Raw genomic sequence first — 25,161 nt, 5'->3', positions numbered from 1 at the left:
CGTACCCTCTGTGCTCGAACCCGCCACATCCCTTGTCGCTCCCGATCCCTTGGTGTATGGTCGCCCTGCCCAAGAAACAGTGATGACACCATGACCACAGAGCATAACCCCTATTTGCAATTCACCCGCGAACAATGGGCGTTATTGCGTGATGCAGTCCCCCTCACCCTGACGGAGACGGATCTGCACACCCTGCGCGGGATCAACGAGAAGGTGTCATTGCGGGAGGTGGAAGAGATCTACCTGCCCCTCTCCCGTCTGCTCAATCTCTACGTCAAGGCCAAGCAGCGCCGCAGCCGGGTGCTGGAGCAGTTCCTCGGCCAGTCTCGCGGCAAGGGCACCTATATCATCAGCATCGCCGGCAGCGTGGCGGGAGGCAAGAGCACCACGGCCCGCATCATGCAGGCGCTGCTGGAACGCTGGCCGGAACATCCTCGGGTGGAGCTGGTGACTACCGATGGCTTTCTCTACCCCAACAAGGAACTGGAAGCCCGCGGCCTGATGCGCCGCAAGGGATTCCCGGAATCCTACGACATCCGCCATCTGGTGGAGTTCGTCGCCAATATCCGGGCAGGTCATGAGCGGGTCGAGGCCCCCGTCTACTCCCACCTCATCTATGACATCCTGCCCGATGAGAAGAAGGTGGTGGAACAGCCGGACATCCTGATCCTGGAGGGGCTCAATGTGCTGCAGAGCGGCATGGATTACCCGCAGGAGCCCCATCGCGTCTTCGTGTCAGATTTTGTCGACTTCTCCATCTATGTGGATGCGGACACCGAACTGCTGCGAACCTGGTATGTGGAGCGCTTTCTCAAGTTTCGCAGCGGCGCCTTCTCGGATCCCGACTCCTACTTCCACCACTACGCCAAGCTGGCGGAGAGCGAGGCCACCGAGATCGCCAACAACATCTGGCAGGATATCAACTATCTGAATCTGCAAGAGAATATCCTGCCGACCCGGGAGCGGGCCAATCTGATCCTGACCAAGGGCAACGAGCACGCCATCGAGCAGATCAAGTTGCGCAAATGATGGTGCAGGCGAAGACCAAAGCAACAAAGGGGGCTGATGGCCCCCTTTGTGATGGTGTCAGTCGACCTCAGTCTCCTCGACGCAGGGAGATCTCCCCCCCCAGGTAGAACTTGATCCCCTCCTCCGTCTCCAGCCGCAGGGCACCGCGATCGTCGATACCGCGGGCGATGCCACGGATCACCTGCTCCCCCATCAGCAGTTTCACCGGCTGGCCGGCGAAGTAGTCGAGCCGATTCCAGTCATCCACGAAACTTGCCAGACCGCTCTGCTCGAAGGTCACCATGGCCTGCTGCAGGTGCTGGATCACGCAGGCAGCCAGCTCATTGCGATCCACCAGTTCGGGCTTGACGTGGCGCAGTTCGGACCAGGCCTGATCGATCTTCTCACCCTGACGCTCCGGCATCGCAAGATTGAGGCCGATGCCGATCACCAGATGACAGCTGGCCCCGGCACTGCCACTCATCTCCACCAGGATGCCGGCGAGCTTGCGCCCCTGATAATAGAGATCATTGGGCCACTTCAGCTCCACTCCAGGATAACCGAGGGACTCCAACGCCTGGACCACGGCCACGCCCACCGCCAGGCTCAGCCCCATGGCGGCCGCCATGCCCTGCTCGAGGCGCCAGTACATGCTCAGGATCAGCTGGCAACCGAAGGGGGTGATCCAGGGTTTGCCACGGCGCCCACGCCCCGCGGTCTGGCACTCCGCCAGACAGCTCTCGCCGGATTGCAGCCCGTTCACCCGCTCCAGCAGATGCTGGTTGGTGGAGCCAATCACCGAGAAGCAGTGCACCGGTGCCATGGGGGCCAGGACCCGCAACTTGGCCTCGTCATAGAGTGCCATGGGCACCGCCAACCGGTAGCCCTTGCCAGTCAGGCTGAACAGATCCAGCCCCAGCTCCTTGAGGGCCGCCATGTGCTTGCTGACGGCCGCCCGGCTGATGCCGAGCTGTTCGCCAAGCTGCTCACCGGAATGGAACTGGCCATCGCTCAGCAGGGTGATCAGGGTCTGTCTGATGGGGGTCAGGGTCATGCCAGCACCTCATCAAGCCAGGTCTCGCCAGTCAATCCCATGAAACGTACCTCATGCTCCAGCACGACCCCGAATTGCTGTTCCACGCTGTCTCGCACATGGGCGGCCAGGGCGATGAGTTCCATGGCACTGGCCCCTCCCAGATTCACCAGCACCAACGCCTGCTCCTGGTGGACGGCGGCGCGGCCGATGGCAAACCCCTTGAGGCCGCATTGATCGATGAGCCAGCCCGCAGCCAGCTTGGCCTGCCCCTCCCCTGCCGGGTAGAGCGGCATCTGCGGGTAGCGTGACTTCAACCCTTCTGCCAGTGCGTGCGGCACCACGGGATTCTTGAAGAAGCTGCCGGCATTGCCGAGCCGGACAGGATCCGGCAGCTTGGCCATGCGGGTGGCGCAGACGGTGTCGAAGATGGCCTGAGGGCTCGGCAGCTCGCCGAGGGCCGCCAGCGGGCCATAGCCCTGTACCGGCTGCCAGGCCTTGGGCAGGCTCAGGCCGACGGCGGTAATGAAATGCGTATCCTGACAGGCGTGCTTGAAGATGCTGTCGCGATAGCCGAACTGACAGTCGGCGGCCGGGATGCGCTCCAGCTCGCCGCTCTGCCAGTTGAAGGCTTCCACATAGGTGCAGAATCGGGCCAGCTCGACCCCGTAGGCACCGATGTTTTGCACCGGGGCCGCCCCCACCGTACCGGGGATCAGCGCCAGGTTCTCCAGTCCGTGCCAACCCTGCTGCAGGGCATGACACACCAGCTCATGCCAGTTCTCGCCGGCGGCAACGTGCAGCAGCCAGTGATCCCCCTCATCCTGCATCTCGATCCCCAGCAGACGGTTGTGCACCACCAGGCCGGCGAAATCGTTGCAGAACAGGATGTTGCTGCCACCACCCAGCACCAGGCGCGGCAGTGCCGCCAGCTCGGCGTTGTCTCGCAGTTGCCGGAGATCGTCCAGCTCGGCCACCTCGGCCAGCCAGAGACAGTGGGCCTCGAGGCCCAGGGTATTGAGGGTCAACAAGGGGGCGTGGGGGGTGAGTTTCATCTGCGTGTCCCGACAAGAGCGAGGGGGCAGTTTACCCCAGATCCCCCGGGACGAAAAACCCGGGTACTTTTCGGACTCAAGCCGCTGGAGTAGAGTAACTCCTTCAGTCCCTTGAGGAAGTGTGAATGAACAACCAATTTGCCGTCATCGGGCTCGGCCTGTTTGGCAGTGCCCTGTGCGAAGAGCTGCAGCGGCAGGATGCCGAGGTGCTGGCCATCGATATCGACGAGGTCAAGACCCGCCAGATAGCGACCCTGTGCAACCATGTCATCGTGGCCGATGCCACCGACGAGGCCACGGTCGCCGAGCTGGGCCTCGCCAACTTCGACATCGTCTTCGTCGCCATCGGTGACAGCCTGGAGACCAGCATTCTCACCACGCTGGTATTGAAGGAAGCAGGCGTGAAGAAGGTGTGGGTCAAGGCCCGTGACAAGTTCCACGCCAAGATCCTGCAAAAGGTCGGGGCCGACAAGGTGATCAATCCGGAATGGGACATGGGGCGCCGGGTCGCCCAGAGCATGCTGGACAACCGGTTGTTCGACTATCTGGAGCTGGGCCACGACATGGTGCTCACCGAATTCGTGATCGGTCTGCAACAAAACGGTCGCAGCCTGGGTGATCTGCATCTGCTGCAGCAGAGTGACTTCCAGCTGCTTGCCATCAAGCGTGGCGAGGTGCTGCACAACGTGCTGACCGGCAAGATGGAGCTGCAACTCGGCGATATCCTGATCCTGGCCGGCAACAAGCACGCCATCGACCACTGGCTCGACACCCTATGATCAACTGGCGCAGCAACTACGCCTTCACCATGCAGCGGGATACCGAATCCCGCTGGAGTGAAGCCAAGCTGATCCTGGGCAGTTTCCTCATCATTCTGCTGGTCGGCACCCTGTTTCTGGTACAGCCTTCCAGCCACAAGGGCGAGGTCACCTTCATCAATGCCCTGTTCACCGCGACCTCGGCCATCAGCGTGACCGGCCTCGGGGTGGTGGATACCGGCACCGCCTTCACCCTGCAGGGGCAGATCATTCTGCTCATCCTGATGGAGATTGGCGGGCTCGGTCAGATGACCATGACCCTGCTGCTGATCGCCATGTTCAGCAAGCGGATCGGCCTGCGCCAGCAGGTACTGGCCAAGGAGGCGCTCGGCCAGGAGGGCTCGGTCAACATCGTCCAGCTGGTCAAGCGCATCGTCTTGTTTGCGCTCGTCTCCCAGCTCATCGGCACCTGCATCATGGCCATCCGCTGGGTGCCCGAGATGGGCTGGTCCCACGGCCTCTACGTCAGTTTCTTCCATGCGGTGTCGGCCTTCAACAACGCCGGTTTCTCCCTGTTTGCCAACAATCTGATGGATTACAGGGACGATCCCATCATCAGTCTGACCATCCCCGCCCTGCTGATCCTCGGTGGTATCGGCTTCACCGTCATCGTCGATCTGGTGCGCAACCGCCGCTGGCGCAAGCTGAAACTGCACAGCAAGCTGATGATACTGATGACCCCGGCCTTGCTGCTGCTGGGTACCCTGATGTTCTGGCTGCTGGAGCACGACAACCCCCACACCCTGGGGCAAACCAGCTTCGGCGGCCAATGGTTGGCGGCCTTCTTCCAGTCCGCCACGGCACGTACCGCAGGCTTCAACACCGTCGACATCGGTCAGATGGTGCCCGCCTCCCTGCTGTTCATGATGATGCTGATGTTCATCGGGGCCGGTGCGACCTCCACCGGGGGGGGGATCAAGGTGACCACCTTCGCCGTGGTGCTGCTGGCCACCCGGGCCTTTCTCACCAAGCGACCCCATGTGACCGCCTTCGGCCGTACCCTCTCTCCCCAGATAGTGACCCGGTCGCTCGCCATCATCATCGTCAGCGTCATGGTGCTGATGCTCTCCATGTTCCTGCTGACCCTGACGGAGTCCGTCTCCCTGGACAAGATCATGTTCGAGACCATCTCGGCCTTCGCCACCGTGGGGCTCACCACCGGCATCACCCCTGGGCTGAGCGAGCCGGGCAAGCTCATCCTGGTGTTGGTGATGATCTGCGGTCGTCTGGGGCCACTGACCCTGGCACTCATGCTGGCCAGACCGAGCGAGACCCGCATTCGCTACCCGGAAGAGGGGGTTTACACAGGTTAATTCACTGCCTTGTAGCATTATTTCGATACAAAAGAGGGGCGAAAGCCCCTCTTTTTATCTTCAAGCAACGGCCTCGGAAAGCCTCAGGCCGCCTTGGTGCGAGTGATGCGCTTGCCCGTGCTCTTGCGAGGACTGGCGGTGCTCGTGACGCTCTTGCCCCCACTCTTGCCACTGCTGCCACTGCGGCGGGTGAAGCGACGCTTGCCTGCGCCCTCGGCCGCCTTGGGCAGGGCACTGAAACTGGCGCCGGAGTCCTGCCGTGCCCCCTCGATGAGGGCGTGCAGCTGCTCGGTGAGGGGCCCCATGAACTGCTGGTAGCTGGCGTGGCGCTCGGCGATCCGGCCGAGGTGTTGTTCCCAGAGCGCCGTCATGTCCGGCGTGGTGGCGGTGGCGGGCAACGCCAGGATCAGCGCCCGCCCGGTGGGGGTGGCCTTGATGCTCTTGCCCTGACGGACCAGAAAACGGCGTTTGAACAGCAGATCTATGATGCCGGCCCGGGTCGCCTCCGTCCCCAACCCGTCGGTCTCCCGCAGGGTCTTGCGGATCTCGGGATCCTGCACATAGCGGGCGATGCCCGTCATGGCCGCCAGCAGGGTGGCATCGGTGAACGCCTTGGGGGCCTGGGTCATCTTCTCCAGCAACTCGCCACGCTCACACAGCAATCGCTCCCCCTGACGCAGGGCAGGCAGGGTGCCGGCCTTCTCCTCATCGTCATCCTCCTCCACCCCGAGCAACGCCTTCCAGCCCGCTTTCAGGATGCGTCTGGCCTTGGCCTGGAACAGGCCGCCGGCGATGCGCAGCAGCACCTTGCTGTCGTTGTACTCGAACGGTGGATAGAACTGCAGCAGGTATTGGCGGGCGATCAGACCATAGAGTTTGGCTTCATCCCCGCTCAGACTCCCCTCGTTGCCCCGCTTCTCGGTGGGGATGATGGCGTGGTGGGCGTCGACCTTGCTGTCGTTCCAGGCCTTGCTGCGGATCTTGCCGTCCGCCTCGCTCACCGCCTTGGCCAGGGCCGGCGCCGTGGCGGCGATGGCGTCACGCACCTGAGGCGCCCGGTTGAAGTGATCGCTCGGCAGGTGGCGGCTGTCGGATCTGGGATAGGTGATGAGCTTGTGGCGCTCATAGAGCCCCTGGCAGATGTCCAGCACCCGCTTGGCATCCATGCCGAAGCGCTTGGCGGCATCGATCTGCAGGCTGGAGAGGTTGTAGGGCAACGGCGCCGACTGCTTGCGAGCCTGCTCTTCCACCTCCTCCACCAGGGCGTCCTGACCCTGAATGCGTTCCACCACTTTGGCGGCGAGCGCCCGGTTCAGCACCCGCCCCTCCTCGTCCTGCCAGGGGGCGCAGGCCTCGGACGGCAGCCACTTGGCGCTGAACCGCTCGTTGCCCTGAGTCACCACATGGGCCAGCACCTCGAAGAAGGGTTTTGGCACGAAGGCGTCTATTTCCAGATCCCGCCGCACCACCAGCCCCAGCAGCGGCGTCTGTACCCGGCCCACCGACAGCAGCTCGCTGCAACCGCCCTTGCGACCGAGCAAGGTGTAGGCCCGGGTCATGTTGATGCCATAGAGCCAGTCGGCACGGCTGCGGGCCAGGGCCGACACCGCGAGCGGCACGAACTCCTTGTTGTCCCTGAGTTTGTCGAGGGCGCGGCGCACCGCAGGCGGGTTGAGATCGCTGATGAGACAGCGCTGTACCGGTTTGCTCTTGGGATAGCCGAGAAAATCGATCACCTCGTCCACCAGCAGTTGCCCCTCCCGGTCCGGGTCACCGGCATTGACCACGCAGTCGGCCTGCTTGATGAGCCCCTTGATGGCACTGAGCTGGGGCTTGGTCTTCGGCTTGGCCACCAGTTGCCACTGGCTCGGCACTATGGGCAAGGACTCCATCCGCCACTGCTTGTAGGCGGCGTCATAGGCGTCAGGCTCAGCCTGCTCCAGCAGGTGACCGATGCACCAGGTCACCACATCCCCCTCTGCGGTCTCGATGAAGCCCTCCCCCTTCTTGTGGGGCTTGGGCAGGGCATCGGCAATGGCGCGGCCCAGACTGGGTTTTTCGGCGATGAAGAGTCGCATGGCAAGCTGACCTGAACACTGTATATGCGAACAGTATACATGCCACCTCCGGCAAATCCCAAGCCTGCCGCCATCGTCCGTCATGGGATGACGCCTGCTCCTTGTCTTGTTCAAATACGATTTCGTTCGGGTCTTACTTTTCAACCCCAAGGCCGATCCGGAGACAACCTCTGACATCAGCCCGCCGTCAATGTCGCTGGGGATGTTAGCTAACTGATGGATTATTCCACAAAAAAATCACTGTTTTCAAAAATGTAAATATGACCGGGGTCAACGCCCCTGCCATCGATGACTACTACTATATTGGTATTATTTGATTGTTGGGAATGACGCCATGTTGGGAAAAATGTTGAGAAAGAGCTGGTTCTGGCTCCTGTTGCTGGGAGCCCTGCTGGGGGTCGCGGCCCTGGGGGTTACCGTCACCGTACTGCACAAGACCAGCTCCACCGAGTTTTGCGTCTCCTGCCACTCCATGCAGACACCGCTCGCCGAATACCAGGGCAGCGTCCACTTCCAGAACGTGAAGGGGATCCGCGCCGAGTGCGCCGACTGCCACATCCCCAACGAGCCCGCCTCCTACCTGTGGACCAAGATCCGCGCGGTGAAAGACATCTACCACGAGGCCCTCGGCACCCTGGACACCCCGGAGAAATATGAGGCCCGCAAGCTGCACATGGCCCAGACCGTCTGGGATCAGCTCAAGGCCAACGACTCCGCCACCTGCCGCAGCTGCCACAGCTATGAGGCCATGGACATCCTGGCCCAGCGCCCCAACGCTCGGGCCGAACACCCGGTTGCCATCAAGGAAGGCCAGACCTGCATCGACTGCCACCGAGGTGTCGCTCACATCATGCCGGACATGAGTGAACTGGCTGCCGCCGGTGCCAGCGAGCTGGCTGCCGCCGCCGCCCAGACTCCGGCCAGCGTCACCACTCGCTACGCCATCGCCACCACCCCGCTGTTCCTCGACGCCAAGGCCAGCACCGACGAAGGCACCCTGATGCCATCTACCCAGGTCGAGATCCTGGCCAACGACAACGGCCGTGCCCAGGTGCAGATCGAAGGCTGGCAACAGGACGGGGTCAGCGAGGTGTTCTACGCCGCTCCCGGCAAGCGGATCCTGAGCGTGCTGGTCGGTGACGCCGCCAAGCAGGCGCTGGTCACCGGCAAGAGCGAGACCGACGGCGCCACCAACCTCACCTGGCATCAGGTCAAGCTGACCGCCTGGGTCGATCAGAGCCAGCTCATCGGCGATCAGGGCAAGCTGTGGCAATACGCCTCCACCCTGATGTCCAACAACTGCACCGGCTGTCACGGCCTGACCGCGCTGGATCACTTCAATGCCAACCAGTGGATCGGGGTCATCAAGGGCATGGAATCGCGTACCTCCCTCACCCCGGAGCAGTCACGCATGCTGACCCAGTACGTGCAAAAACACGCCAGTGACATGAGTGCGGCCCACTGAGGCTGGAACAGAGGAATCTCCCATGACTTTTTTCAATGACCAAGACACCAATCTGTCCCGCCGCAACCTGCTCAAGGGATTGGGCGCCTGCGCCGCCCTGCCGCTGCTGGCCGGCATCTTCCCGAAGAGCGCACTGGCCCAGGCCATCAGCACGGCCCTGGAGCAGTTCCCCACCCTGGTGCCGGCCCAGAAGGGCATCCTCACCGGCGCCCACTGGGGGGCCTTCGAGGCCATAGTCGCCGATGGCCGCATGATCCGGGTGCAACCGGTGGCCGACGATCCGGCCCCGAACGAGCTCATCGACATGGCGCCCTTCCAGGTTCATGCCAAGAACCGCATCAAGTCCCCCATGGTACGCAAGAGCTGGCTGGAACACGGCCCGGGTGCGAGACCCGAGCTGCGCGGTGCGGATGAGTGGGTCAAGGTGAGCTGGGACAAGGCCATCGAACTGGTGGCCGGCGAGATCAAGCGGGTCCAGAGCGGCTTCGGCCCCCAGGCCATCCACGCCGGCTCCTACGGCTGGAAGAGCGTCGGCATGTTCCACAACTGCCGCACCCTGCTGCATCGGCTGATGAACCTGGCGGGCGGCTTCACCGGTTATGCCGGTGACTACTCCACCGGCGCGGCCCAGGTGATCATGTCCCACGTGATGGGCTCCATCGAGGTGTACGAGCAGCAGACGGCCTGGCCCAATGTGGTGGAAAATGCCGAACTGGTGGTGCTCTGGGGGGTCAACGCCCAGGTGACCCTGAAGAACAGCTGGAACATGCCGGATCACGAGGGGCAGGCCGGTTTCAAGGCGCTCAAGGAGAAGGGCACCCGGGTCATCAGCATCGACCCCGTCTACAACGAGACCGCCAAGCTGGCGGGGGCCGAGTGGATTGCTCCCAAGGCTTACACCGACGTGGCCATGATGCTGGGGGTGGCCCACACCCTCTATAGCGAACAGAAGCACGATCAAGCCTTCCTCGATCGCTACACCGCCGGTTTCGACAAGTTCCTCACCTACCTGATCGGCAAGGACGATGGCCAGCCCAAGAGCGCCGAGTGGGCCGCCGCCATCTGCGGTGTCGAGGCCAAAGTCATTCGCCAGCTGGCCCTCGACATGGCGGCCAAGCGCACCATGATCATGGCGGGCTGGGGCATGCAGCGACAGCATCACGGCGAACAGCCTAACTGGATGCTGATCACCCTGGCCGCCATGCTGGGGCAGATCGGCCTGCCGGGGGGCGGCTACGGCTTCAGCTATCACTACTCCTCCGGCGGCAGCCCCACCGCCAAGGGCGGCATTCTCGCCGGCATCTCGGCGGGGACTGCGCCGCAAAACAGCCCGGTCCCCATTCCGGTGGCCCGTATCGCCGACTGCCTCGCCAACCCCGGCAAGACCATCGACTTCAACGGCCGCAAGGTGACCTACCCGGACGTGAAGCTGGTCTACGTGGCGGGGGGCAACCCCTTCCACCACCATCAGGACACCAACAACCTGCTGGAGGCCTGGCGCAAGCCGCAGACCGTCATCGTCCACGAGCCCTACTGGACCGCCACCGCCAAACACGCGGACATCGTCCTGCCGGTGACCACCAGCTATGAGCGCAACGACCTGGAGATGGGGGGTGACTACTCCCAGCGCTACGTCTTCCCCATGCACCAGTGCGTGCCGTCCCAGCACGAGGCACGCAACGACTTCGACATCTTCAGCGCCGTTGCCGCCAAGCTCGGCCTGCAGGAGGCCTATACCGAGGGCAAGGACGAGACCCTCTGGCTCAAGCAGATGTATGACGGCATGGCCGCCCAGGCCCGCGGTGCCAAAGTGGCGCTGCCCCCCTTCAACCTGTTCTGGGAGTCCAACAACTACATCCGCTTCCCCATCCCGGAGGCGAATCGCCAGTGGATCCGCCACGCCGATTTTCGCGAGAACCCGCTGCTCAATCCCCTTGGCACTCCGTCCGGCAAGATCGAGATCTTCTCCAGCACGGTCGCGGGCATGAACTACGCCGACTGCGCCGGCCATCCCAGATGGTATGAGCCCAAGGAGTGGTACCGGAGCGAGCAGGCCAGCCGTTATCCCCTGTCGCTGAACACCTCCCACCCCACCCAGCGGCTGCACTCCCAGCTGGACAACACCCCGCTGCGGGACAAGTTCGCCATCGCCGACCGGGAGGCCATTCTGATCCACCCGGATGATGCCAAGTCACGGGGCATCGCGGACGGGGATCTGGTGCGCGCCTTCAACGAGCGTGGCCAGATCTTGGTAGGCGCCCTGGTGTCGAAAGACATCCGCCCCGGGGTGGTGCGTGTCTGCGAGGGCGCCTGGTTCGATCCGGCCAAGCCGGGCGAGGTGGGCAGCATCTGCAAGAACGGCAACGTCAACTGCCTGACCTTCGACGAGGGCTCCTCCAGCCTGGCGCAGGGCAACTGCGGCCACATGGCCCAGCTGGAGATCGAGAAATACAGCGGGCCCGCGCTGACCAACACGGCCCACGAGGTGCCGGCCAACGCCTGATCCCGGATCCTGACCATGAAAAACGGCGCCTTCGAGGCGCCGTTTTTTTGTTTGGTGGGAAAAACCGGGGAGCAGTTCACGGAACGGAGGCGGGCAGAAAATCCACATTCAGCAGCATATCCAGCTGCCTGATGCGGCATATACGATGTGACGTCTCCTAGAAGTCCCCCTCGACCATATACTCCTCTGCACACTCCACCAGCTGTGGCCAGAGATCCTCCGGCACCCAGGCCTCGGGGTCATCCTCGTCACCGTCGTACTGGCTCCAGAAGAAGGCCCGCAGCCCGCTGGCGAAATCGTCGCTGATCTCCGCCAGTTCTGACAAGGGCCCCAGCCAGGCGATGCGGCGCAGACCGGAGGCGAGGTCGTTGATGGCATCCATCAGGCTGCGATCGTCCAGGCTCTGCTCCACCAGCAAGGTGAAACGCTCCCGGGCGCTCTCGGTCTGATCCTCATCCAGCTCTCCCACGTCCGCCAGCAGGTCGACGAAATCTTCCAGCAGGAAGGCGATCAGGGCATCCCGGTCTTCGAACCACTGGATCTGGGCTCCCTTGGTGCCCAGCACGGAGGCATCGAACGAATCGTCGAGATGACACAGTGCCCACGGATCATCAGTCATTGCTACTCTTCCTACCCCTTGAAATAAGGACCTTATCTTAAGCCGGACGTCCGTCCCTTGCCAGCCCGGACGGGTCGGCGCCTCATGGCAACGTCGATGGCCTAGCTCTCGATCCGGGCCACCTTGGGCAGGGAGAGGGAGGCAGCCAGGCCACCAAGCTCGGCCCGCCCCATGATGAGGCTGCCGCGATAGGCTTCCGCCAGATCGGAGACGATGTTGAGGCCAAGCCCGGAGCCCGGCACCTTCTCGTCGAGGCGCACCCCGCGCAGCACCGCCTTGGCAATCTGATCCTCGCTCATGCCGGGGCCGTCATCCTCGATGCGCAGGGTGATCCAGCCCCCCAACTCGGCGCTGGAGACCCGCAGACGGCCGGCGGACCACTTGAAGGCATTCTCCAGGAGGTTGCCCACCATCTCGTCAAAGTCCTGCTCCTCTACCCCGACCGCCAGGTTGGCGGGTACCTGCAGGTCCACCTCCTTGCCCGGGTAGAGACGGGAGAAGGCGCGGCAGATGTACTCCACCCGGGCCCGCACCGGGGTCGACACCCCCAGGATCTTGGCGGCACCGGTCACCCGTGCCTTGCCGAGGTGGTAGTCGATGTGGCGCTGGATCTTGTCGAGCTGCTCGCCGATGGCGGCCTGATCCTCTGGCGGCAGCTGGGCCACCTGATTGCGCATGATGCTGAGCGGGGTCTTGAGGGCGTGTGCCAGGTTGCCGGTGTGGGCGCGGGCCCGCTGCAACAGCTCGCCGTAGTGGTGCAGCAGCCGGTTGATGTCCTCCACCAGGGGCTGGATCTCCAGCGGATAGCGCAGCCGGAATCCCTCCTGATGGCCCTGATGAACCCGGCTCAGCTCCCGGCGCAGCAGGTGCAGCGGGCGCAGGCCGTAGACGATCTGGAACATGAAGCCCAGCACCAGACCGGTGGCGGCAAACCCCAGGCCGAGGAAGAGGCTGATGCGGGTCTTCTTGAGGGTCTGGGTCAGCACAGTGCTGTCTTTCGCCATCACCAGGGTGAACACCCGATCCGAACCCGGCAGCAACACGGTGCGGGTCATGATCAGCAACGGCTCCCGGTTCGGGCCCTTGCCGACGAAGAGATCCGGGTCGCCGAAGGCGGACTTCAGGCCATGGGCGCTGAGGTGGGTATCCCAGAGGGAGCGGGAGCGGCCTATCACCTCGCCCCCCAGCTCCAGTTGCCAGTAGTAACCGGAATAGGGCTGACGGTAGCGGGGATCCGCCATGGGCTCGGTGACGACCGGCAAGCCATTGTGCTGGATCTCGAGACGGGAGAGCAGATCGTAGAGCTGCAACCTGAGGCCATCGGCTTCCGCCTCCTGCCAGTAGTTGCGCATCATGGTCTGCAGGCTGAAACCGGTGGCGAACAGGAAGAGCCCGCACCAGACCAGGGCGATGGCCAGCAACCGGCCGCGCAGGGTGCGCACCAGCCTCATGACGCCACCCCGCGGTAATCGGCGCCAATGCCGGCGCCGCCGGTCAGGGGGATCATTCGTTGATCCTGTACCCGAGTCCGCGCACCGTCTCGATCAGATCGGCGTGGGTCTTCTTGCGGATCCGGCCGATGAACACCTCGACGGTGTTGGAGTCCCGATCGAAATCCTGGGCATAGATGTGGTCGATGAGCTCGCTGCGGGAGACCACCTTGCCTCTGTGCTGCATCAGATAACCCAGCACCCGGAATTCGTGGGCGGTCAGCTTGATGGGGGTGCCTTCATACCAGACCTGGGAGGCGGCCATGTCCAGGCGCACTCCGCCTATCTCCAGAATGGAGCTGGCATTGCCTGCGGCGCGGCGCACCAGGGCATGGACCCGGGCCACCAGCTCGGCCACCTGGAACGGCTTGGTGAGGTAGTCGTCGGCTCCGGCGTTGAGCCCTTCAATCTTCTCGTGCAACTGACCGCGGGCGGTCAGCACCAGCACAGGGGTATCGATCCCCTTGCTGCGCCACTCTTTCAGCACGCTCAGGCCATCGCGGCCCGGCAAACCGAGATCTAGGATGATGGCGTCATAGGGTTCGGTCTCGCCGAGGAAGCCCGCCTCGTTGCCATCGTGACAGAGGTCTGTCACGAAACCGGTCAGGCGCAGCTGTTCAGCCAGCTGGCCCGCCAGGATCTTTTCATCTTCAACTATCAGAATGCGCATGAATCTTCGTCCAAGGTGTGATTGCCAACGGCAAGGGGGTTGATGTCCCCGCCTGCGCGGTTCGGGACAAGGTGCGGAACTGTGTCCGGTACGGGCAAGCCGGAGGAGTCAGCAGACTCACTCTTCTTCCGGTGAGGGGCGGGGCTCGAACAGGCGCTCAAGATGGTGCCCATTGAGCCATACCATCTCCAGATTATCGGCCCGATAGCCCACCTTGATCACGCTGTTTTCGTCGTCGATGAGCTTGAGTTCATAGAGCCAGACACCGTCTTCCTCCCCCAGATCGACGCGCAGCACCCGTACCGGCAGGCGGGAAGCCACCTCCATCAACTCATGAAAAGGCCGGATCTTCCCCTCGCTGACCGCTTGCTGCAGCAACGCCTCGTTCGGCATGGCCGCCTGGACCAGGGCCGGCAGCAACAGGGCCAGCAGGGGCAGGGCTCTATTCATGGGTGATTCATCTCTTAAAACCTAACATAATGGCGTTTATAGTGTGCCAGCCATGAATCCGGAATGAATATGATCCCACGCAGTATCCTGCTGATCCTTTGTCTTTTTTCTTCATCTGGCTGGGCAACATTGACCCGCCTGGACATGCCGGCCCTGGTCAAGCTGCTGCTGGCTCAAGGGTATCACGACATTCGTGAAATTGAGCTGGAAGAGGACAGATTTGAGGTGCGCACCCTGGATGCCAGAGAGCAGAAGGTGCGGCTGAGCGTCGATGCCTACACCGGCGAGATCACCCAGCAAAAAGAGGCCGAATAGGCCTCTTTTTTCGTCTGGATGAAACATCGTCCTGGCTCAGGCCTCTTTCAGGCCGGTCCGTCGCTGCTGGCGCTGGCGCCAGGGCCGCAGCAGTTTTTCCCGCCTCGGCACCAGCAGGGCGCAGGCCATCAGCAGATAGACTAGCGGCTCCTGCCAGCCGCTCTTGACCGACCACCAATAATGAATGGGCACCAGCAGGGCCAGGGCGTAGATCCAGTTGTGCAGCCGCTGCCAGCTCGGCCCCATGGTCCGCAACAAGGCCGGGATTGAAGTGATGCTCAGGACGAGCAGGATCAGTAGGGCCAATGCCCCCACGACGATGTAGCTGCGCTTCACCAGCTCGCCGCCGATCAACCCCCAGTCGAATTGCAGATCCAGCCCGAGCCACACCATGAAGTGCAATCCCGCCCAGGCGGCGCACCAGAGCCCGAGCGGGCGGCGCAACTTGATGAGCTGCCCCTGACGCCAGCGTTTGGCCAGCGGCGATACCAGCAGGGTCAGCAGCAGCAGGTGCAAGGCTCCCTTGCCGAGGTAATGAGTCAACCCCTGCACCGGGTCTCCCCCCAGCAGCCCCGCCGGCACGGCATAACCGAGCCACAGCAGGAAACCCAGCGACCCCAGATGCACCAGGGCCCGCAATCCGGTGATATGACGCGCCGTCAATCTCAATGCCATGGCTTCAACCCCGCTTCGCAAGAGTCACTCCTGCCGCCGCCCTGCCGACCCTCAGCCCGGGTTAGCGTCCCTATTCTCAATACCATTTGCGCAGATCCATCCCCTGATAAAGGGAGGCCACTTCATCGCCATAGCCATTGAACATCAGGGTCGGCTGGCGCTTGGCACCGAAGATGCCCCCCTCGCCGATGAAGCGTTCGCTGGCCTGACTCCAGCGCGGGTGATCCACCTGTGGATTGACATTGGCGTAGAAGCCATATTCGTTCGGCGCCAGCAGATTCCAGGTGGTAGGAGGCATCTCCTCTACCAGCCGGATGGAGACGATGCTCTTGATGCTCTTGAAGCCATACTTCCAGGGCACCACCAGCCGGATGGGCGCCCCGTTCTGGGCGGGCAGCGTCTTGCCGTAGAGCCCCATCGCCAGGAAGGAGAGCGGGTGCATCGCCTCGTCCATGCGCAGTCCCTCCACGTAGGGGTAATCGATGCCGCCCCCCAGGCCGCGGGACGCCTGCCCCGGCAGTTGCTCAGGATCGTAGAGGGTCTCAAACGCCACGAACTTGGCCCGACTGGTGGGTTCGGCGCGGCGGATGATCTCCGCCAGCGAGATACCGCTCCAGGGCAGCACCATGGACCAGGCCTCCACGCAGCGCAGCCGATAGATCCGCTCCTCCAGGGTCTGCTTGTTGATGAGATCCCACACATCCAGGGTGAACGGCTTGGCCACCTCCCCCTCCACCTTCAGGGTCCAGGGCTCCGGCTTGAGGTAATGGGCGTTGCGGGCCGGATCCCCCTTGTCGGTGCCGAGTTCATAGAAGTTGTTGTGGGTAATCGCCTTGTCCAGCGGAGTGAGGATCACCCCTTCCGGTCGGGTGGCCGCCTGGTGGTTGAGCGCCTTGGTTGCGGGGGCCGGCACCGCCTTCTCGGAGGAGAAGAGATCCAGCAGGCTGGCCTGGGCCGGGAAGGCCAGGGTCGCGGCGGCCCCCAGTCCCAACCCCTTGAGGATGAGACGACGATCCTGATAGACGGATTCCGGGGTGACATCCCGTTCGGTCGGCTGATGGGGGGTAGAACGCTTGATCAACATGAGGAAACTCCCGGGGCTGTGAGGCGACATGTACTAAGACCGGCCCCGGCGAGATTTTATTTCACGGCTTACATCATCTGGTAGAGCGGCAAGGCCTTGGCCATGGTTCCAACCAGAAACAGCAGGACGAAGACCAGCAGAGGAACGATCACGTTTGGCGCCATCAGACTCACTCCAGGAGCAGGACAGGGCCTCTAACTATGGTGCAGCGTTCAAAAAGCCACCATGAATTTTTTTCGCGAGCGCAAGCGTATTCCCGAGTTGAAAAGAGTGACCAAGATCACACACAATCCCGCCCCTGCTTGCCGCCCTGCATTCGAGGGGTAGGCTGCCTGCTTTTCCGGATCCATCACTGAGAATCATGACATGAGCCCACTGATCGCCATCGCCATCACGACCGGTATTCTCTCCGCCGTCTGGGGTGGACTGGCCGCCGCCCTCGGTCTCATCTCCTGGGTCGGCTTCCTCGGCTGCACCAGCTATTTCGCCTCCAGCGGTGGCTACAAGGCACTGCTGCAGACCCTGCTGTGCAATGCCACCGGCATGCTGTGGGCCCTGTTGCTGATCCACGGCGAGAGCTGGTGGGGCGCCGGCATGGCGGGCTATCTGATGACAGGGGTGGTCGCCACCCTGATGTGCGTGCAGGCCAAACAGCAGTGGCTCGCTTACATCCCCGGCACCTTTGCCGGTTGCTGCGCCACCTTCGGGGCGGCCGGGGAGTGGCAGCTGATCCTGCCATCCCTGGTGATTGGCGCCCTCTTCGGCTACCTGATGAAGGCGAGCGGGCTCTGGCTGTCCCGCAAGACCCAGGCACAGGCAAACACAGTCGATCCCGCCCGCTCCTGACAAACAGCGCACCATAGCAAACGGCCTGACCACAATGTGGTCAGGCCGTTTCGTTTTCCTCTGGGGCTAGGCTGCCGATCACCCCTTCAACTTGAAGTTCGCCGCCTCGATGCTGTGGCGATTCAACAACTTGTAGAAATCGGTACGGTTACGGCCCGCCATGTTGGCCGCCAGGGTCACGTTGCCTTCCGTGGTACGCAGCAGGCGGATCAGATACTCCTTCTCAAACTCGGCGCGGGCCTCGTTGAAGGAGGGGATGCCACCGACCCCACCGCTCAGGGCCGACTCCACCATGGCCGCCCCTATCACCGGACTGCAGCAGAGGCTGGCGAGCTGATCCACCACCCCGCAGAGCTGGCGCACGTTGCCGGGCCAGGCCGCTGCCGCCAGCAGGGCCAGCGCCTCCGGCGAGAAGCCGAGGGCGGCACAATTGTCGTGGCGACTGCGATAATCATCCAGCGCCTGGCGCGCCAGCAGGGGAATATCCTCGCTGCGGGCACTCAGGGGCGGCAAGGTAATGTTGGCGACGTTGAGACGGTAGAAGAGATCCTCCCGAAAACGCCCCTCCTCCATGGCCGTGACCAGATCCTGGTGGCTGGAGCTGATGACCCTCACCTCCGGGGTGCCCTGACCATATTCTGCCAGCACCTGCAGCAGCTTGGCCTGCAGAGACTCCGACAGGTTGCCTATCTCGTCGAGGAACAGGGTCGCGCCCTTTGCCTGGGCAAACAGGCCGGACTGGCCGTCCTCCCCGAACAGTTGCAGATCCAGCGCGGCCCAGGGCAGAGCGGCGCAGTTGATGGTGTGCAGCGGCTTGTCGTGCCGAGTGCTGGCCTGATGCAGCGCCTGGGTCATGACCCCCTTGCCGGATCCCGACGGCCCCAGGATCAGCACCGGCACCTCCATGGTGGCGATGCTGCTCGCCTGGATCAGCAACTGTTCCATCTGTGGATTGCGGGTCTGGATGAGGGACTGCCACTCCTGCTGCTGCTTGGGGCGAGTGAGGCTGAGGGCATGTTCGATGGTCACCAGCAGCTCATCCTTGTCGATGGGCTTGGTGAGGAAGCTGAACACCCCGGAGCGGGTCGCCTGGATGGCATCGGGAATGGTGCCGTGGGCCGTCATGATGATGACCGGCATGCCGAGCCACTGGGACTGGATCCGCTCGAACAGCGCCAACCCGTCCATGCCCCCCATGCGCAGGTCGCTCAGAACCAGATCGGCCCGCTGCTGGCGCAACCTGTCCAGCGCCCCTTCGGCGCTGTCGGCGGTATCCACCTCATAGCCCTGGCTGCGCAGGCGCATGCTCATCAGTTTGAGCAGGCTGGCATCGTCATCCACCAGCAGAATGCGGCTCATGCCCTCCCCCCTTTCACCAGGATTGCCCCCTTCATGGCCTTGCCAGACGCAATTGTCATGGTTGGGTACCACCATTGAGCTTACGCTGATTCAGCTGCTCATCGATGGTGGTGAGCTGTTCAATCTGGCGGCGCAGACGCTGCACCTCCTGATTCTGGTCATCCCGGCGGCTGTCACGGGCCAGCAGCTCCTCGCCGAGGGCGATCCAGCTGCGCAGAAAGGCCTGGGCATCCAGCCCGAGTTCGGGCAACAGGGTCTTGAGCTGATCCAGCCCGGCCCGGCGGCTCGCCACCGATTCGGAGGGATGGGTGTTGACCATGGCCAGGCTGACCCGACTCTCGAGGTCACTGGCCCCCTTGAGGCGCTGGCGCTCCTGCACCCGCTGCTGGGGATGGCTGGCCAGCAGCCAGTCCGAGTACTGCAGGCGAACCTGCATCTCTTTATTGGCAAATTCCATGCGCTTGGCGATGGCTTCATCAGACGGGGTCGTGAGACTGCCCGACGGCAACAGGGAGCAGCCCGAGAGCAGGCTCATCATCAATATGGGCACAACGAATCGTTTCATTTTGGACTTCACTTCAGATCCAAGCAGGAGACAGGCAACGGCCTGTCTGACGTCAATCAATCTCATCTTCAATCACCCAGGCACCGGATATTCTGAATGGCGCCGGCTCGGGGTTCACTTCAGCGTCAGGCGAAAACAGACATCCGCCTGCTCATCCTCGACCAGTTTCAACTCGCCCCCCAGACTCATCGCCGACTCGCGGGCGATGGAGAGGCCCATGCCTGAACCCTTCAACAAGCCCTGGCGTACCGTGCTGCCCTGTTCGAACGGTTCGAAGATCCGTTCACGCTCGGCAGGGGGAATGGCGGGGCCTTCATTGGCCACTTCCAGCCAGCTACCGCCCGCCTCCACGCCGGCCCGGATCCAGATCTGCCCCCCCTTGGCGCCGTAGCTGACGGCGTTGGAGAACAGGTTGTCCAGGATGAGCCGCAGGCGATAGGGCTCAGCTTGCAGGCTGAGGGGTTCGGACGGCAAGTGTACACTGATTTGCTTGGATTCCAGCGCCAGCCGGTACTCTGCAGACAATTCTGACAACAAGGGACCCAAAGGTACCGCAGTCAAGCTGAACGCCTCCTGCTGGCTGAGTCGATTGAAGTCCAGCAGCCGCTCGATCAGGGTCTGCAGACGGCGGCTGTTCTCCTCCAGCATCTGGCAGATCTCCTGCTGATCCGGGTTGAGGGGGCCCACCAGCTGTTCAGACAGCAGATCCGCCCCTTCCCGCAACACGGCCAGCGGGGTCTTGAGTTCATGGGAGACGTGGCGCAGGAACTGATACTTCTGCTGCTCCAGCTCCTTGAGCTTCTCGTGCAGCCAGCCGATCCGCTCCCCCAGCAGCACCAGCTCGGCGGGGCCGTCCACCGGGCGCTTGTCCGGTTCCACCCCGGCGCCCAGGCTCAGGATCCGCGACTCAATCTGACGTACCGGGTGGATGATGAGGTAGGTGAACAGCAACACCAGCAACAGGCTGAGCACGGCCACGAAGCCGCTGGCCCACAGGATCTCGGTCTTCAGGTCGGCGATGGCGGAGCGCATGCGTATGACCTGCTCATCGACCTGGCCGCCGGTGATCGCCTCCAGCTGATCGTTGAGCCGGTTGAACTCTTCAAACCTGCCGTTGTTCTCGTCGCTCTTGGCCTTGCGCAGATCCTGCAAACCGTCCAGCCAGCTCAGGGCCGCGTCGAGATCGGTATAGATGGCTACGTCAGGAATGGACTCTTGATGGGTGGCAAGCAGGGCGCGATAGCTCGCCAGCTGCTGTTGATAGCTGCCAAGGATGCGTTCGTCCCCCAGGATCGCGTAACGGCGCAGGGTGCGCTCCAGATCGACCGCCTGGGCGCCGAGCAGGGTCGCACGGCGAGTATCGCGCACCGCCCGCTCCAGCTCATCGCTGGTCAGCTGGCTCAGGTGGGAGAGCGCCTGGCTGTCGTGCCAGATCATGCCTCCCAGGGGCATCAAGACCAGCACGAAGCCCATCAACACCACCTGAAGAAGAGAACGGGGCCGAACCTTGGTCATCTCGAACTGTCTCGCTTTTTCATGGGTGGGTCAGCATATCCGCACTCCCCCAAAAAGCAAAACCGGCCAGAGGGCCGGTTAGTTTCGATCGGAGGACTCACGCCAACCCGACGGATAACACACAGATGACGATAATAAAGGCCAATGCCCCGGAGGCGGTCAACAACGCCCATTTCATTTCAACACTCATATGAACCTCCTTTCTGCCAATCAGATTTGGATCACAACAGCTAAAACCATGTTAATTCATAGTGAACACGATAACCGTGAGCTGCGTATATATTTCAGACGAGCCCATCCCAAGGAAGCGGACAGCATGTTTTATCTCTGTAGCATTGGATCGAATCTGGAGCCTGCCCAACATGTCGGTCAGGCCGTCGCCGAACTGCTTGCCCGTTTCGGCCATCTGCGGCTGAGTTCGGTGATCCAGACCAAACCGGTGGGCATGCACTCGCACCACGACTTTCTCAACTGCCTGTTCATCATCGAGAGCGAGCTCTCCCTGCCCCAGCTGAAAGCCGAGTTCGTCCTCATGGAGCTGGCCCATGGCCGGGATCGCAACAACCCCCTGTGCAAGGTGGCGGACAGACCCCTGGATATCGACATCCTTGCACAAGGAGAACGGGACGACTTCGCGAAGGCCGGGGTGGATGCCTATCTGGAAGAGCTGCTGGCCGAATTCTATGGCCGGGGTCAGGTGCGCGATCGCAAGGTGGCGCTGCGGCTGCCGACCAGCAAGGTCTTCACCGCCCCCCTGCTCGGACAGGAGCCCGTCGAACTGTGGCAACCGCTGGAGGAGGGCAAGATCCCGGCCCCGCCGCAGACGGTGCATCCCCATCCCGGCGTCCCCCGCCACTGACCCATCCTGCTCCCCGGCCTGAGGCCGGGGCTTGTCCCTAGATGACCGCCAGGGAGCGCCCGCCATCCACCCGGATGCTGGCCCCCGTCATGTAGTCATTGCTCATCAGCAGCTGTACCGCCTGCCAGATGGGCTCCAGTCCTCCCTCTCTGGCCAGCGGGGTGCGCGCCAGCACCTGCTGGCGCCAGGCTTCCCCGTGTTCATCGAGAAACAGGATGGGGCCGGGCTCTATGGTGTTGACCCTCACCCCTGGTGCCAGCTCGCGGGCGAAGCTCATGGCGAGGGAATGGGCCCCGGCCTTGGTGGCCACGTAGGCGGCAAACTGGGGAGCGGGGGCGTGGATATAGATGTCGGTGATGTGGATGATGCCGGCATTGGGCTGACTTGAAAGCTGGGATGCCAGGGCCCGATTGAGCGCAAAGGGTGCCGCCATGTGCACCCGATAGAAGCGATCGAACTGCTCGTGCTGCGCCGCCGCATCCGTCGCCTCGGGCTCGAAGGCGGAGGCGTTGTGGATGATGAGCGCCAGATCCTCGTGGGCACGCAGGGCATCGATGAGCCGCTCCACCTCCCCAGCCTGGGCAAAGTCCGCCTGCACCAGTTCCACCCCGAGGGCGCGCAGCCGCGCCAGCTCCGGCCGCTCGCTGCGATAGCTGCCCGTCACTTGCCAACCGGCAGCCACCAGCCGCTCACACAGGTAGAAACCCAGTCGGCGGCCGCAGCCCGTCACCAATGCACGCATACCCTCTCCTTGTCTGACAGCGCCCGCCGACGTCTCCGGCGGGCCACAATCTTGCGCCCCGCGCCTATCAATGGGCGAGGCAAAACCCATTGGCCCACCCGTCCTTTCGACGGGCATAGTGACTCCATTGAAACGTACGGAGACTCAAGATGCTACAAGTTCGCGATCATATGCAGCGCCTGACCCAGGCACTCACCCCCGGCATGGGCCTCGCCGAGGCGCTGGATCGGCTGCACGGCACCGGCCTGAGCGGTCTGCCGGTACTGGATGCCCAACGGCAGCTCGTCGGCTTCCTGTCAGAGCAGGACTGCATCCCCAGCCTGCTGAGCGGCAGCTACTACTGCGATACCCGCACCCGGGTCGAGGATCTGATGAACCGCAACCCGCTCAGCGTCGGCCCTGACGACAGCATTCTGGATCTGGCTCGCCAGATGACCGGCGCCAAGCCCAAGATCTACCCGGTGTTGCAGCAAGGCAAGGTGACCGGCCTCATCAGCCGTCGGCAGGTGATGGCCGCCCTCAACCAGCAGATGAAACAGTGCCAGGCGACCTAGAGCTGGTAGCGGCTGCGATCCCCGATATCGAAATGGAGCGGCATGCGCCACTTGGCCAGACTGAGCAGGCCGAGCAGCAGGCCGCTCGCCAGCGCCACCAGGGCACTCGCCCACGCCAGGTGCAGCACCTCCAGCAACCAGCAGAGGGGGAGCAGCACCGGTAGCAGCCGGATACCCGGGATGGCGAAACAGAACTGCTCCTTGAAGACCAACCCGCTCAGGGTGGCCAGCGCCGCCCCCAGCACCAGCGCATCCGGCGCCCCGCAGGCGGCCAGCAGCAGTGCCCCCCATCCCAATCCCTGCAAGAGGAAGCGTATCCGCTTGTCATAGAGGTGCAGGCAGAACGCGCACAGGCCGCTCGCCACCGCCAGCGCCGTCAGCCAGTGGGATGGCGACAATAAATCCAGCCCCGTCAATGCACGACTCCCTCGACACAGGAGCAGCAAAGCTGCCAGACTGAGGCCGAGCCGATAGAGCATGACCGCCACCTTGTCGATGCCATCCAGTTCGCTTTCTATTTCAGGATTCGCCATCTGCTGTCGTCTCTGTGACATAGGTGTCGGCTACTATACCCAAATGATCGCGAGCCTGCCCCGCCCACTCAGGAGATGTGATTTGCGAGCCTTGCTGCTGTGCTGTCTGCTGTTGCCCTGCTGGCTGTCTGCCAAGACGCTGGTCATCGGCGGTACCATAGAGCCGCCCCTGAAGTGGCTCGATGCCGCTGGCCGGCCACAGGGGCTGGATGTGGATCTGGTCAGCACCATCTTCGGCGCACTCAGGGTGCCGATCAGAATCGATCTGATAGAAGCGGGAGCCCGCCTTACCCGCAACGCCCAGAATGGCGAGTACGATCTGGTGCTGACCCACTCCTACAAACCGGAGCGGGACGCCTACCTCCTCTATCCCAAGCAGGCTCACCTGCTGCACAGCTGGCACTTCTTCGTGCGCAAGGAGGACAAGGAGAAGATCCACTACCAGCAGCTCGCCGACCTCAAGCCGTGGCGCATCGGCATCACCAGGGATTTCGCCTATACCCCCGAGCTGATGGCCGCCAGCCGGGATCCGGCTTATCACTTCCAGGAGATCCCCATCAATGCCTTGCAACTGCGCAAGCTGATCGCCGGGCGCATCGACCTGGTGCCCATGCCCCTGGTGACCGCCTTTGCCCAGATCCATGAGGAGCATCTGGAGGGCCAGCTCGACTACCTGCCCAAGCCCCTGCGCACCAGCCCCTATTTCAACGCCTGGACCCGTGCCCGCGCCGACGCCGATACCCCGGCGCTGATGGCCGCCTATGACACCGAGCTGCTGCACATGAAGCAGGATGGGCGTCTGCAGGCCCTCTACGAGAAGCACGGCATCCCCTATCTTGTCCCCTGAAGTGGCTCCGCCGTGCCTGGGCTGCCGATTCCAGCCTGGCTGAGGCAGTCAAAGCCACTACTAAATTAAAAATAACCTCTATCTACATCCGTCATATATCAATAAATCAGCGTATTTATCTGCCTCATCCGCCATCGCCTCGACAAGTCGCCACTCCATTCACCCCGCCACCACGGCCAGCCGCCATGCTCAGGGCTTCACGTCTCGCAGGATGGGGTTTTGCAAGGAGATCAGGGTTTCGGTGGACTGGATCTCGTCGATGGTCTGGATCTTGTGGATCAGCACCGTCTGCAGCTCGTCGATGGAGCGGGTCATCACCTTCATGAAGATGCTGTAGTGGCCCGTGGTGTAGTAGGCCTCCACCACCTCGTCCAGGGCCTGCAGCTTGGCCAGGGCCGAGGGGTAATCCTTGGCGCTCTTGAGGTTGATGCCGATGAAGCAGCAGACGTCGTAACCCAGCTTCTTGGGGTTCACCTGCACCCGGGTGCCCTCGATGATCCCCCCCTGCTTCATCTTCTCCACCCGCACATGAATCGTGCCCGGGCTGACCGCCAGCTGCTTGGCCAGCTCCGCATAGGGGATGCGCGCATTCTCCATCAGGGCGGTGAGGATGGCCTGATCGAGATTATCGATCCGATAATTTTCCGGCACTTTTTTGCACTCCCGTTAACGATACAATATTAATCCAGGGCTTATTTTGAAGAAAAAAACACGACAAGCCTATTTCTATTATCGAATATTGAATTTGATGGTCCATCTGTTGAA

At 62.8% G+C, this 25,161-nt stretch carries 26 protein-coding genes; 10 read left to right on the top strand and 16 right to left on the bottom strand.

Features of this window, described 5'->3' with window-relative positions; all coding sequences use genetic code 11:
• Positions 1–90: 90 nt before the first annotated feature.
• Entirely contained in the window at positions 91–1,029 is a 939-nt protein-coding gene (coaA, locus tag ACW5W7_RS14555) for a type I pantothenate kinase (protein WP_349920103.1), read from the top strand.
• Positions 1,030–1,096: 67 nt separating this feature from the next.
• Here the strand turns inward: coaA and birA are convergent, their stop codons facing one another.
• Both birA and murB read right to left on the bottom strand, forming a co-directional pair.
• A complete protein-coding gene (birA, locus tag ACW5W7_RS14550; RefSeq protein ID WP_456502171.1) occupies positions 1,097–2,062 on the bottom strand; it encodes a bifunctional biotin--[acetyl-CoA-carboxylase] ligase/biotin operon repressor BirA in 966 nt (321 codons plus the stop codon).
• Positions 2,059–3,096, bottom strand: coding sequence for a UDP-N-acetylmuramate dehydrogenase (murB, locus tag ACW5W7_RS14545; protein WP_456502170.1), 1,038 nt, complete (start codon positions 3,094–3,096; stop codon positions 2,059–2,061). The genes birA and murB overlap by 4 nt, the downstream gene beginning before the upstream one ends.
• Before the next feature lie 125 nt (positions 3,097–3,221).
• Between murB and ACW5W7_RS14540 the strand changes: the two genes are divergently transcribed.
• Both ACW5W7_RS14540 and ACW5W7_RS14535 read left to right on the top strand, forming a co-directional pair.
• Positions 3,222–3,875, top strand: a complete 654-nt coding sequence (locus tag ACW5W7_RS14540; protein WP_349920109.1) for a potassium channel family protein — start codon at positions 3,222–3,224, stop codon at positions 3,873–3,875.
• Positions 3,872–5,227, top strand: coding sequence for a TrkH family potassium uptake protein (locus ACW5W7_RS14535; RefSeq protein WP_456502169.1), 1,356 nt, complete (start codon positions 3,872–3,874; stop codon positions 5,225–5,227). The genes ACW5W7_RS14540 and ACW5W7_RS14535 overlap by 4 nt, the downstream gene beginning before the upstream one ends.
• 83 nt (positions 5,228–5,310) lie before the next feature.
• Here the strand turns inward: ACW5W7_RS14535 and ACW5W7_RS14530 are convergent, their stop codons facing one another.
• Positions 5,311–7,305, bottom strand: coding sequence for a DNA topoisomerase III (locus ACW5W7_RS14530; protein WP_456502168.1), 1,995 nt, complete (start codon positions 7,303–7,305; stop codon positions 5,311–5,313).
• 334 nt (positions 7,306–7,639) lie between these two features.
• On the opposite strand from ACW5W7_RS14530, the gene ACW5W7_RS14525 reads away from it, so the two are divergent.
• Together ACW5W7_RS14525 and torA are read left to right on the top strand one after the other, a co-directional pair.
• Positions 7,640–8,770: a NapC/NirT family cytochrome c gene (locus tag ACW5W7_RS14525; protein ID WP_349920115.1), complete on the top strand. Its 1,131-nt coding sequence runs from the start codon at positions 7,640–7,642 to the stop codon at positions 8,768–8,770.
• Positions 8,771–8,792: 22 nt separating this feature from the next.
• Entirely contained in the window at positions 8,793–11,273 is a 2,481-nt protein-coding gene (gene torA, locus ACW5W7_RS14520) for a trimethylamine-N-oxide reductase TorA (RefSeq protein ID WP_456502167.1), read from the top strand.
• Positions 11,274–11,430: 157 nt separating this feature from the next.
• On the opposite strand, the gene ACW5W7_RS14515 is transcribed toward torA, so the two are convergent.
• The 4 genes from ACW5W7_RS14515 to ACW5W7_RS14500 all read right to left on the bottom strand — a co-directional run bounded on the left by ACW5W7_RS14515 (position 11,431) and on the right by ACW5W7_RS14500 (position 14,502).
• Positions 11,431–11,892, bottom strand: coding sequence for a hypothetical protein (locus tag ACW5W7_RS14515; RefSeq protein WP_456502166.1), 462 nt, complete (start codon positions 11,890–11,892; stop codon positions 11,431–11,433).
• Between the two features lie 101 nt (positions 11,893–11,993).
• Positions 11,994–13,343, bottom strand: coding sequence for a sensor histidine kinase (locus tag ACW5W7_RS14510; RefSeq protein WP_349920121.1), 1,350 nt, complete (start codon positions 13,341–13,343; stop codon positions 11,994–11,996).
• 52 nt (positions 13,344–13,395) lie between these two features.
• Positions 13,396–14,052 carry a response regulator transcription factor gene (locus ACW5W7_RS14505; protein WP_349920123.1) on the bottom strand — a complete coding sequence of 219 codons (657 nt, stop codon included), beginning with the start codon at positions 14,050–14,052 and terminating at the stop codon, positions 13,396–13,398.
• 117 nt (positions 14,053–14,169) lie between these two features.
• Positions 14,170–14,502: a PepSY domain-containing protein gene (locus ACW5W7_RS14500; protein ID WP_434664613.1), complete on the bottom strand. Its 333-nt coding sequence runs from the start codon at positions 14,500–14,502 to the stop codon at positions 14,170–14,172.
• A 63-nt stretch (positions 14,503–14,565) separates the two neighbouring features.
• Here ACW5W7_RS14500 and ACW5W7_RS14495 point away from each other — a divergent pair, with 63 nt between their 5' ends.
• Positions 14,566–14,817, top strand: a complete 252-nt coding sequence (locus ACW5W7_RS14495; protein ID WP_456502165.1) for a PepSY domain-containing protein — start codon at positions 14,566–14,568, stop codon at positions 14,815–14,817.
• A 36-nt stretch (positions 14,818–14,853) separates the two neighbouring features.
• Here ACW5W7_RS14495 and msrQ read toward each other — a convergent pair whose 3' ends face one another.
• Both msrQ and msrP read right to left on the bottom strand, forming a co-directional pair.
• Positions 14,854–15,492, bottom strand: a complete 639-nt coding sequence (gene msrQ / locus ACW5W7_RS14490; protein WP_349920129.1) for a protein-methionine-sulfoxide reductase heme-binding subunit MsrQ — start codon at positions 15,490–15,492, stop codon at positions 14,854–14,856.
• Between the two features lie 76 nt (positions 15,493–15,568).
• Positions 15,569–16,576, bottom strand: coding sequence for a protein-methionine-sulfoxide reductase catalytic subunit MsrP (msrP, locus tag ACW5W7_RS14485; protein ID WP_456502164.1), 1,008 nt, complete (start codon positions 16,574–16,576; stop codon positions 15,569–15,571).
• Positions 16,577–16,942: 366 nt separating this feature from the next.
• Here msrP and ACW5W7_RS14480 point away from each other — a divergent pair, with 366 nt between their 5' ends.
• Complete coding sequence (locus ACW5W7_RS14480) at positions 16,943–17,422, top strand: DUF1097 domain-containing protein (RefSeq protein ID WP_456502163.1); 480 nt, start codon at positions 16,943–16,945, stop codon at positions 17,420–17,422.
• Between the two features lie 78 nt (positions 17,423–17,500).
• On the opposite strand, the gene ACW5W7_RS14475 is transcribed toward ACW5W7_RS14480, so the two are convergent.
• The 4 genes from ACW5W7_RS14475 to cydH all read right to left on the bottom strand — a co-directional run bounded on the left by ACW5W7_RS14475 (position 17,501) and on the right by cydH (position 21,051).
• A complete protein-coding gene (locus tag ACW5W7_RS14475) occupies positions 17,501–18,781 on the bottom strand; it encodes a sigma 54-interacting transcriptional regulator (protein ID WP_349920135.1) in 1,281 nt (426 codons plus the stop codon).
• A gap of 55 nt (positions 18,782–18,836) precedes the next feature.
• Entirely contained in the window at positions 18,837–19,346 is a 510-nt protein-coding gene (locus ACW5W7_RS14470) for a hypothetical protein (protein WP_349920136.1), read from the bottom strand.
• 114 nt (positions 19,347–19,460) lie between these two features.
• Complete coding sequence (locus tag ACW5W7_RS14465) at positions 19,461–20,861, bottom strand: sensor histidine kinase (protein ID WP_456502162.1); 1,401 nt, start codon at positions 20,859–20,861, stop codon at positions 19,461–19,463.
• Positions 20,862–20,958: 97 nt separating this feature from the next.
• Positions 20,959–21,051, bottom strand: a complete 93-nt coding sequence (gene cydH, locus ACW5W7_RS14460; protein ID WP_349920139.1) for a cytochrome bd-I oxidase subunit CydH — start codon at positions 21,049–21,051, stop codon at positions 20,959–20,961.
• Positions 21,052–21,177: 126 nt separating this feature from the next.
• Here cydH and ACW5W7_RS14455 point away from each other — a divergent pair, with 126 nt between their 5' ends.
• Positions 21,178–21,720 carry a 2-amino-4-hydroxy-6-hydroxymethyldihydropteridine diphosphokinase gene (locus tag ACW5W7_RS14455; protein ID WP_456502161.1) on the top strand — a complete coding sequence of 181 codons (543 nt, stop codon included), beginning with the start codon at positions 21,178–21,180 and terminating at the stop codon, positions 21,718–21,720.
• A 37-nt stretch (positions 21,721–21,757) separates the two neighbouring features.
• On the opposite strand, the gene ACW5W7_RS14450 is transcribed toward ACW5W7_RS14455, so the two are convergent.
• Positions 21,758–22,462 carry an SDR family oxidoreductase gene (locus tag ACW5W7_RS14450; RefSeq protein WP_456502160.1) on the bottom strand — a complete coding sequence of 235 codons (705 nt, stop codon included), beginning with the start codon at positions 22,460–22,462 and terminating at the stop codon, positions 21,758–21,760.
• Between the two features lie 149 nt (positions 22,463–22,611).
• Between ACW5W7_RS14450 and ACW5W7_RS14445 the strand changes: the two genes are divergently transcribed.
• Positions 22,612–23,016: a CBS domain-containing protein gene (locus ACW5W7_RS14445; protein WP_349920145.1), complete on the top strand. Its 405-nt coding sequence runs from the start codon at positions 22,612–22,614 to the stop codon at positions 23,014–23,016.
• Here the strand turns inward: ACW5W7_RS14445 and ACW5W7_RS14440 are convergent.
• Positions 23,013–23,549, bottom strand: coding sequence for a DUF2301 domain-containing membrane protein (locus ACW5W7_RS14440; protein ID WP_456502159.1), 537 nt, complete (start codon positions 23,547–23,549; stop codon positions 23,013–23,015). The two genes, ACW5W7_RS14445 and ACW5W7_RS14440, sit on opposite strands and share 4 nt — an antisense overlap.
• A 91-nt stretch (positions 23,550–23,640) precedes the next feature.
• On the opposite strand from ACW5W7_RS14440, the gene ACW5W7_RS14435 reads away from it, so the two are divergent.
• The gene (locus ACW5W7_RS14435; protein WP_456502180.1) at positions 23,641–24,396 is read left to right on the top strand and encodes a substrate-binding periplasmic protein; all 756 of its coding nucleotides are present in this window, start codon (positions 23,641–23,643) and stop codon (positions 24,394–24,396) included.
• A gap of 189 nt (positions 24,397–24,585) precedes the next feature.
• Here the strand turns inward: ACW5W7_RS14435 and asnC are convergent, their stop codons facing one another.
• Complete coding sequence (gene asnC, locus ACW5W7_RS14430) at positions 24,586–25,047, bottom strand: transcriptional regulator AsnC (RefSeq protein WP_349920149.1); 462 nt, start codon at positions 25,045–25,047, stop codon at positions 24,586–24,588.
• Between the last annotated feature and the right edge of the window lie 114 nt (positions 25,048–25,161).

This window comes from Aeromonas intestinalis (assembly GCF_054052485.1).
The sequence above is the reverse complement of the archived record's forward strand: the minus strand, read 5'-3'. Positions and strand labels throughout refer to the sequence as shown.

Bases quoted from the DNA above. Each gene is read 5' to 3' on its own strand.
- ACW5W7_RS14525 (WP_349920115.1), top strand. From the start codon at position 7,640: ATGTTGGGAAAAATGTTGAGAAAGAGCTGGTTCTGGCTCCTGTTGCTG.
- ACW5W7_RS14475 (WP_349920135.1), bottom strand. From the start codon at position 18,781: ATGAGCCGCATTCTGCTGGTGGATGACGATGCCAGCCTGCTCAAACTG.
- ACW5W7_RS14445 (WP_349920145.1), top strand. From the start codon at position 22,612: ATGCTACAAGTTCGCGATCATATGCAGCGCCTGACCCAGGCACTCACC.
- ACW5W7_RS14530 (WP_456502168.1), bottom strand. From the start codon at position 7,305: ATGCGACTCTTCATCGCCGAAAAACCCAGTCTGGGCCGCGCCATTGCC.
- ACW5W7_RS14480 (WP_456502163.1), top strand. From the start codon at position 16,943: ATGAGCCCACTGATCGCCATCGCCATCACGACCGGTATTCTCTCCGCC.
- ACW5W7_RS14515 (WP_456502166.1), bottom strand. From the start codon at position 11,892: ATGACTGATGATCCGTGGGCACTGTGTCATCTCGACGATTCGTTCGAT.
- ACW5W7_RS14465 (WP_456502162.1), bottom strand. From the start codon at position 20,861: ATGACCAAGGTTCGGCCCCGTTCTCTTCTTCAGGTGGTGTTGATGGGC.
- coaA (WP_349920103.1), top strand. From the start codon at position 91: ATGACCACAGAGCATAACCCCTATTTGCAATTCACCCGCGAACAATGG.
- ACW5W7_RS14535 (WP_456502169.1), top strand. From the start codon at position 3,872: ATGATCAACTGGCGCAGCAACTACGCCTTCACCATGCAGCGGGATACC.
- ACW5W7_RS14470 (WP_349920136.1), bottom strand. From the start codon at position 19,346: ATGAAACGATTCGTTGTGCCCATATTGATGATGAGCCTGCTCTCGGGC.
- ACW5W7_RS14455 (WP_456502161.1), top strand. From the start codon at position 21,178: ATGTTTTATCTCTGTAGCATTGGATCGAATCTGGAGCCTGCCCAACAT.
- ACW5W7_RS14500 (WP_434664613.1), bottom strand. From the start codon at position 14,502: ATGAATAGAGCCCTGCCCCTGCTGGCCCTGTTGCTGCCGGCCCTGGTC.
- msrQ (WP_349920129.1), bottom strand. From the start codon at position 15,492: ATGGCATTGAGATTGACGGCGCGTCATATCACCGGATTGCGGGCCCTG.
- ACW5W7_RS14495 (WP_456502165.1), top strand. From the start codon at position 14,566: ATGAATATGATCCCACGCAGTATCCTGCTGATCCTTTGTCTTTTTTCT.
- ACW5W7_RS14510 (WP_349920121.1), bottom strand. From the start codon at position 13,343: ATGAGGCTGGTGCGCACCCTGCGCGGCCGGTTGCTGGCCATCGCCCTG.
- msrP (WP_456502164.1), bottom strand. From the start codon at position 16,576: ATGTTGATCAAGCGTTCTACCCCCCATCAGCCGACCGAACGGGATGTC.
- murB (WP_456502170.1), bottom strand. From the start codon at position 3,096: ATGAAACTCACCCCCCACGCCCCCTTGTTGACCCTCAATACCCTGGGC.
- torA (WP_456502167.1), top strand. From the start codon at position 8,793: ATGACTTTTTTCAATGACCAAGACACCAATCTGTCCCGCCGCAACCTG.
- ACW5W7_RS14505 (WP_349920123.1), bottom strand. From the start codon at position 14,052: ATGCGCATTCTGATAGTTGAAGATGAAAAGATCCTGGCGGGCCAGCTG.
- birA (WP_456502171.1), bottom strand. From the start codon at position 2,062: ATGACCCTGACCCCCATCAGACAGACCCTGATCACCCTGCTGAGCGAT.
- ACW5W7_RS14540 (WP_349920109.1), top strand. From the start codon at position 3,222: ATGAACAACCAATTTGCCGTCATCGGGCTCGGCCTGTTTGGCAGTGCC.
- ACW5W7_RS14440 (WP_456502159.1), bottom strand. From the start codon at position 23,549: ATGGCGAATCCTGAAATAGAAAGCGAACTGGATGGCATCGACAAGGTG.
- cydH (WP_349920139.1), bottom strand. From the start codon at position 21,051: ATGAGTGTTGAAATGAAATGGGCGTTGTTGACCGCCTCCGGGGCATTG.
- ACW5W7_RS14450 (WP_456502160.1), bottom strand. From the start codon at position 22,462: ATGCGTGCATTGGTGACGGGCTGCGGCCGCCGACTGGGTTTCTACCTG.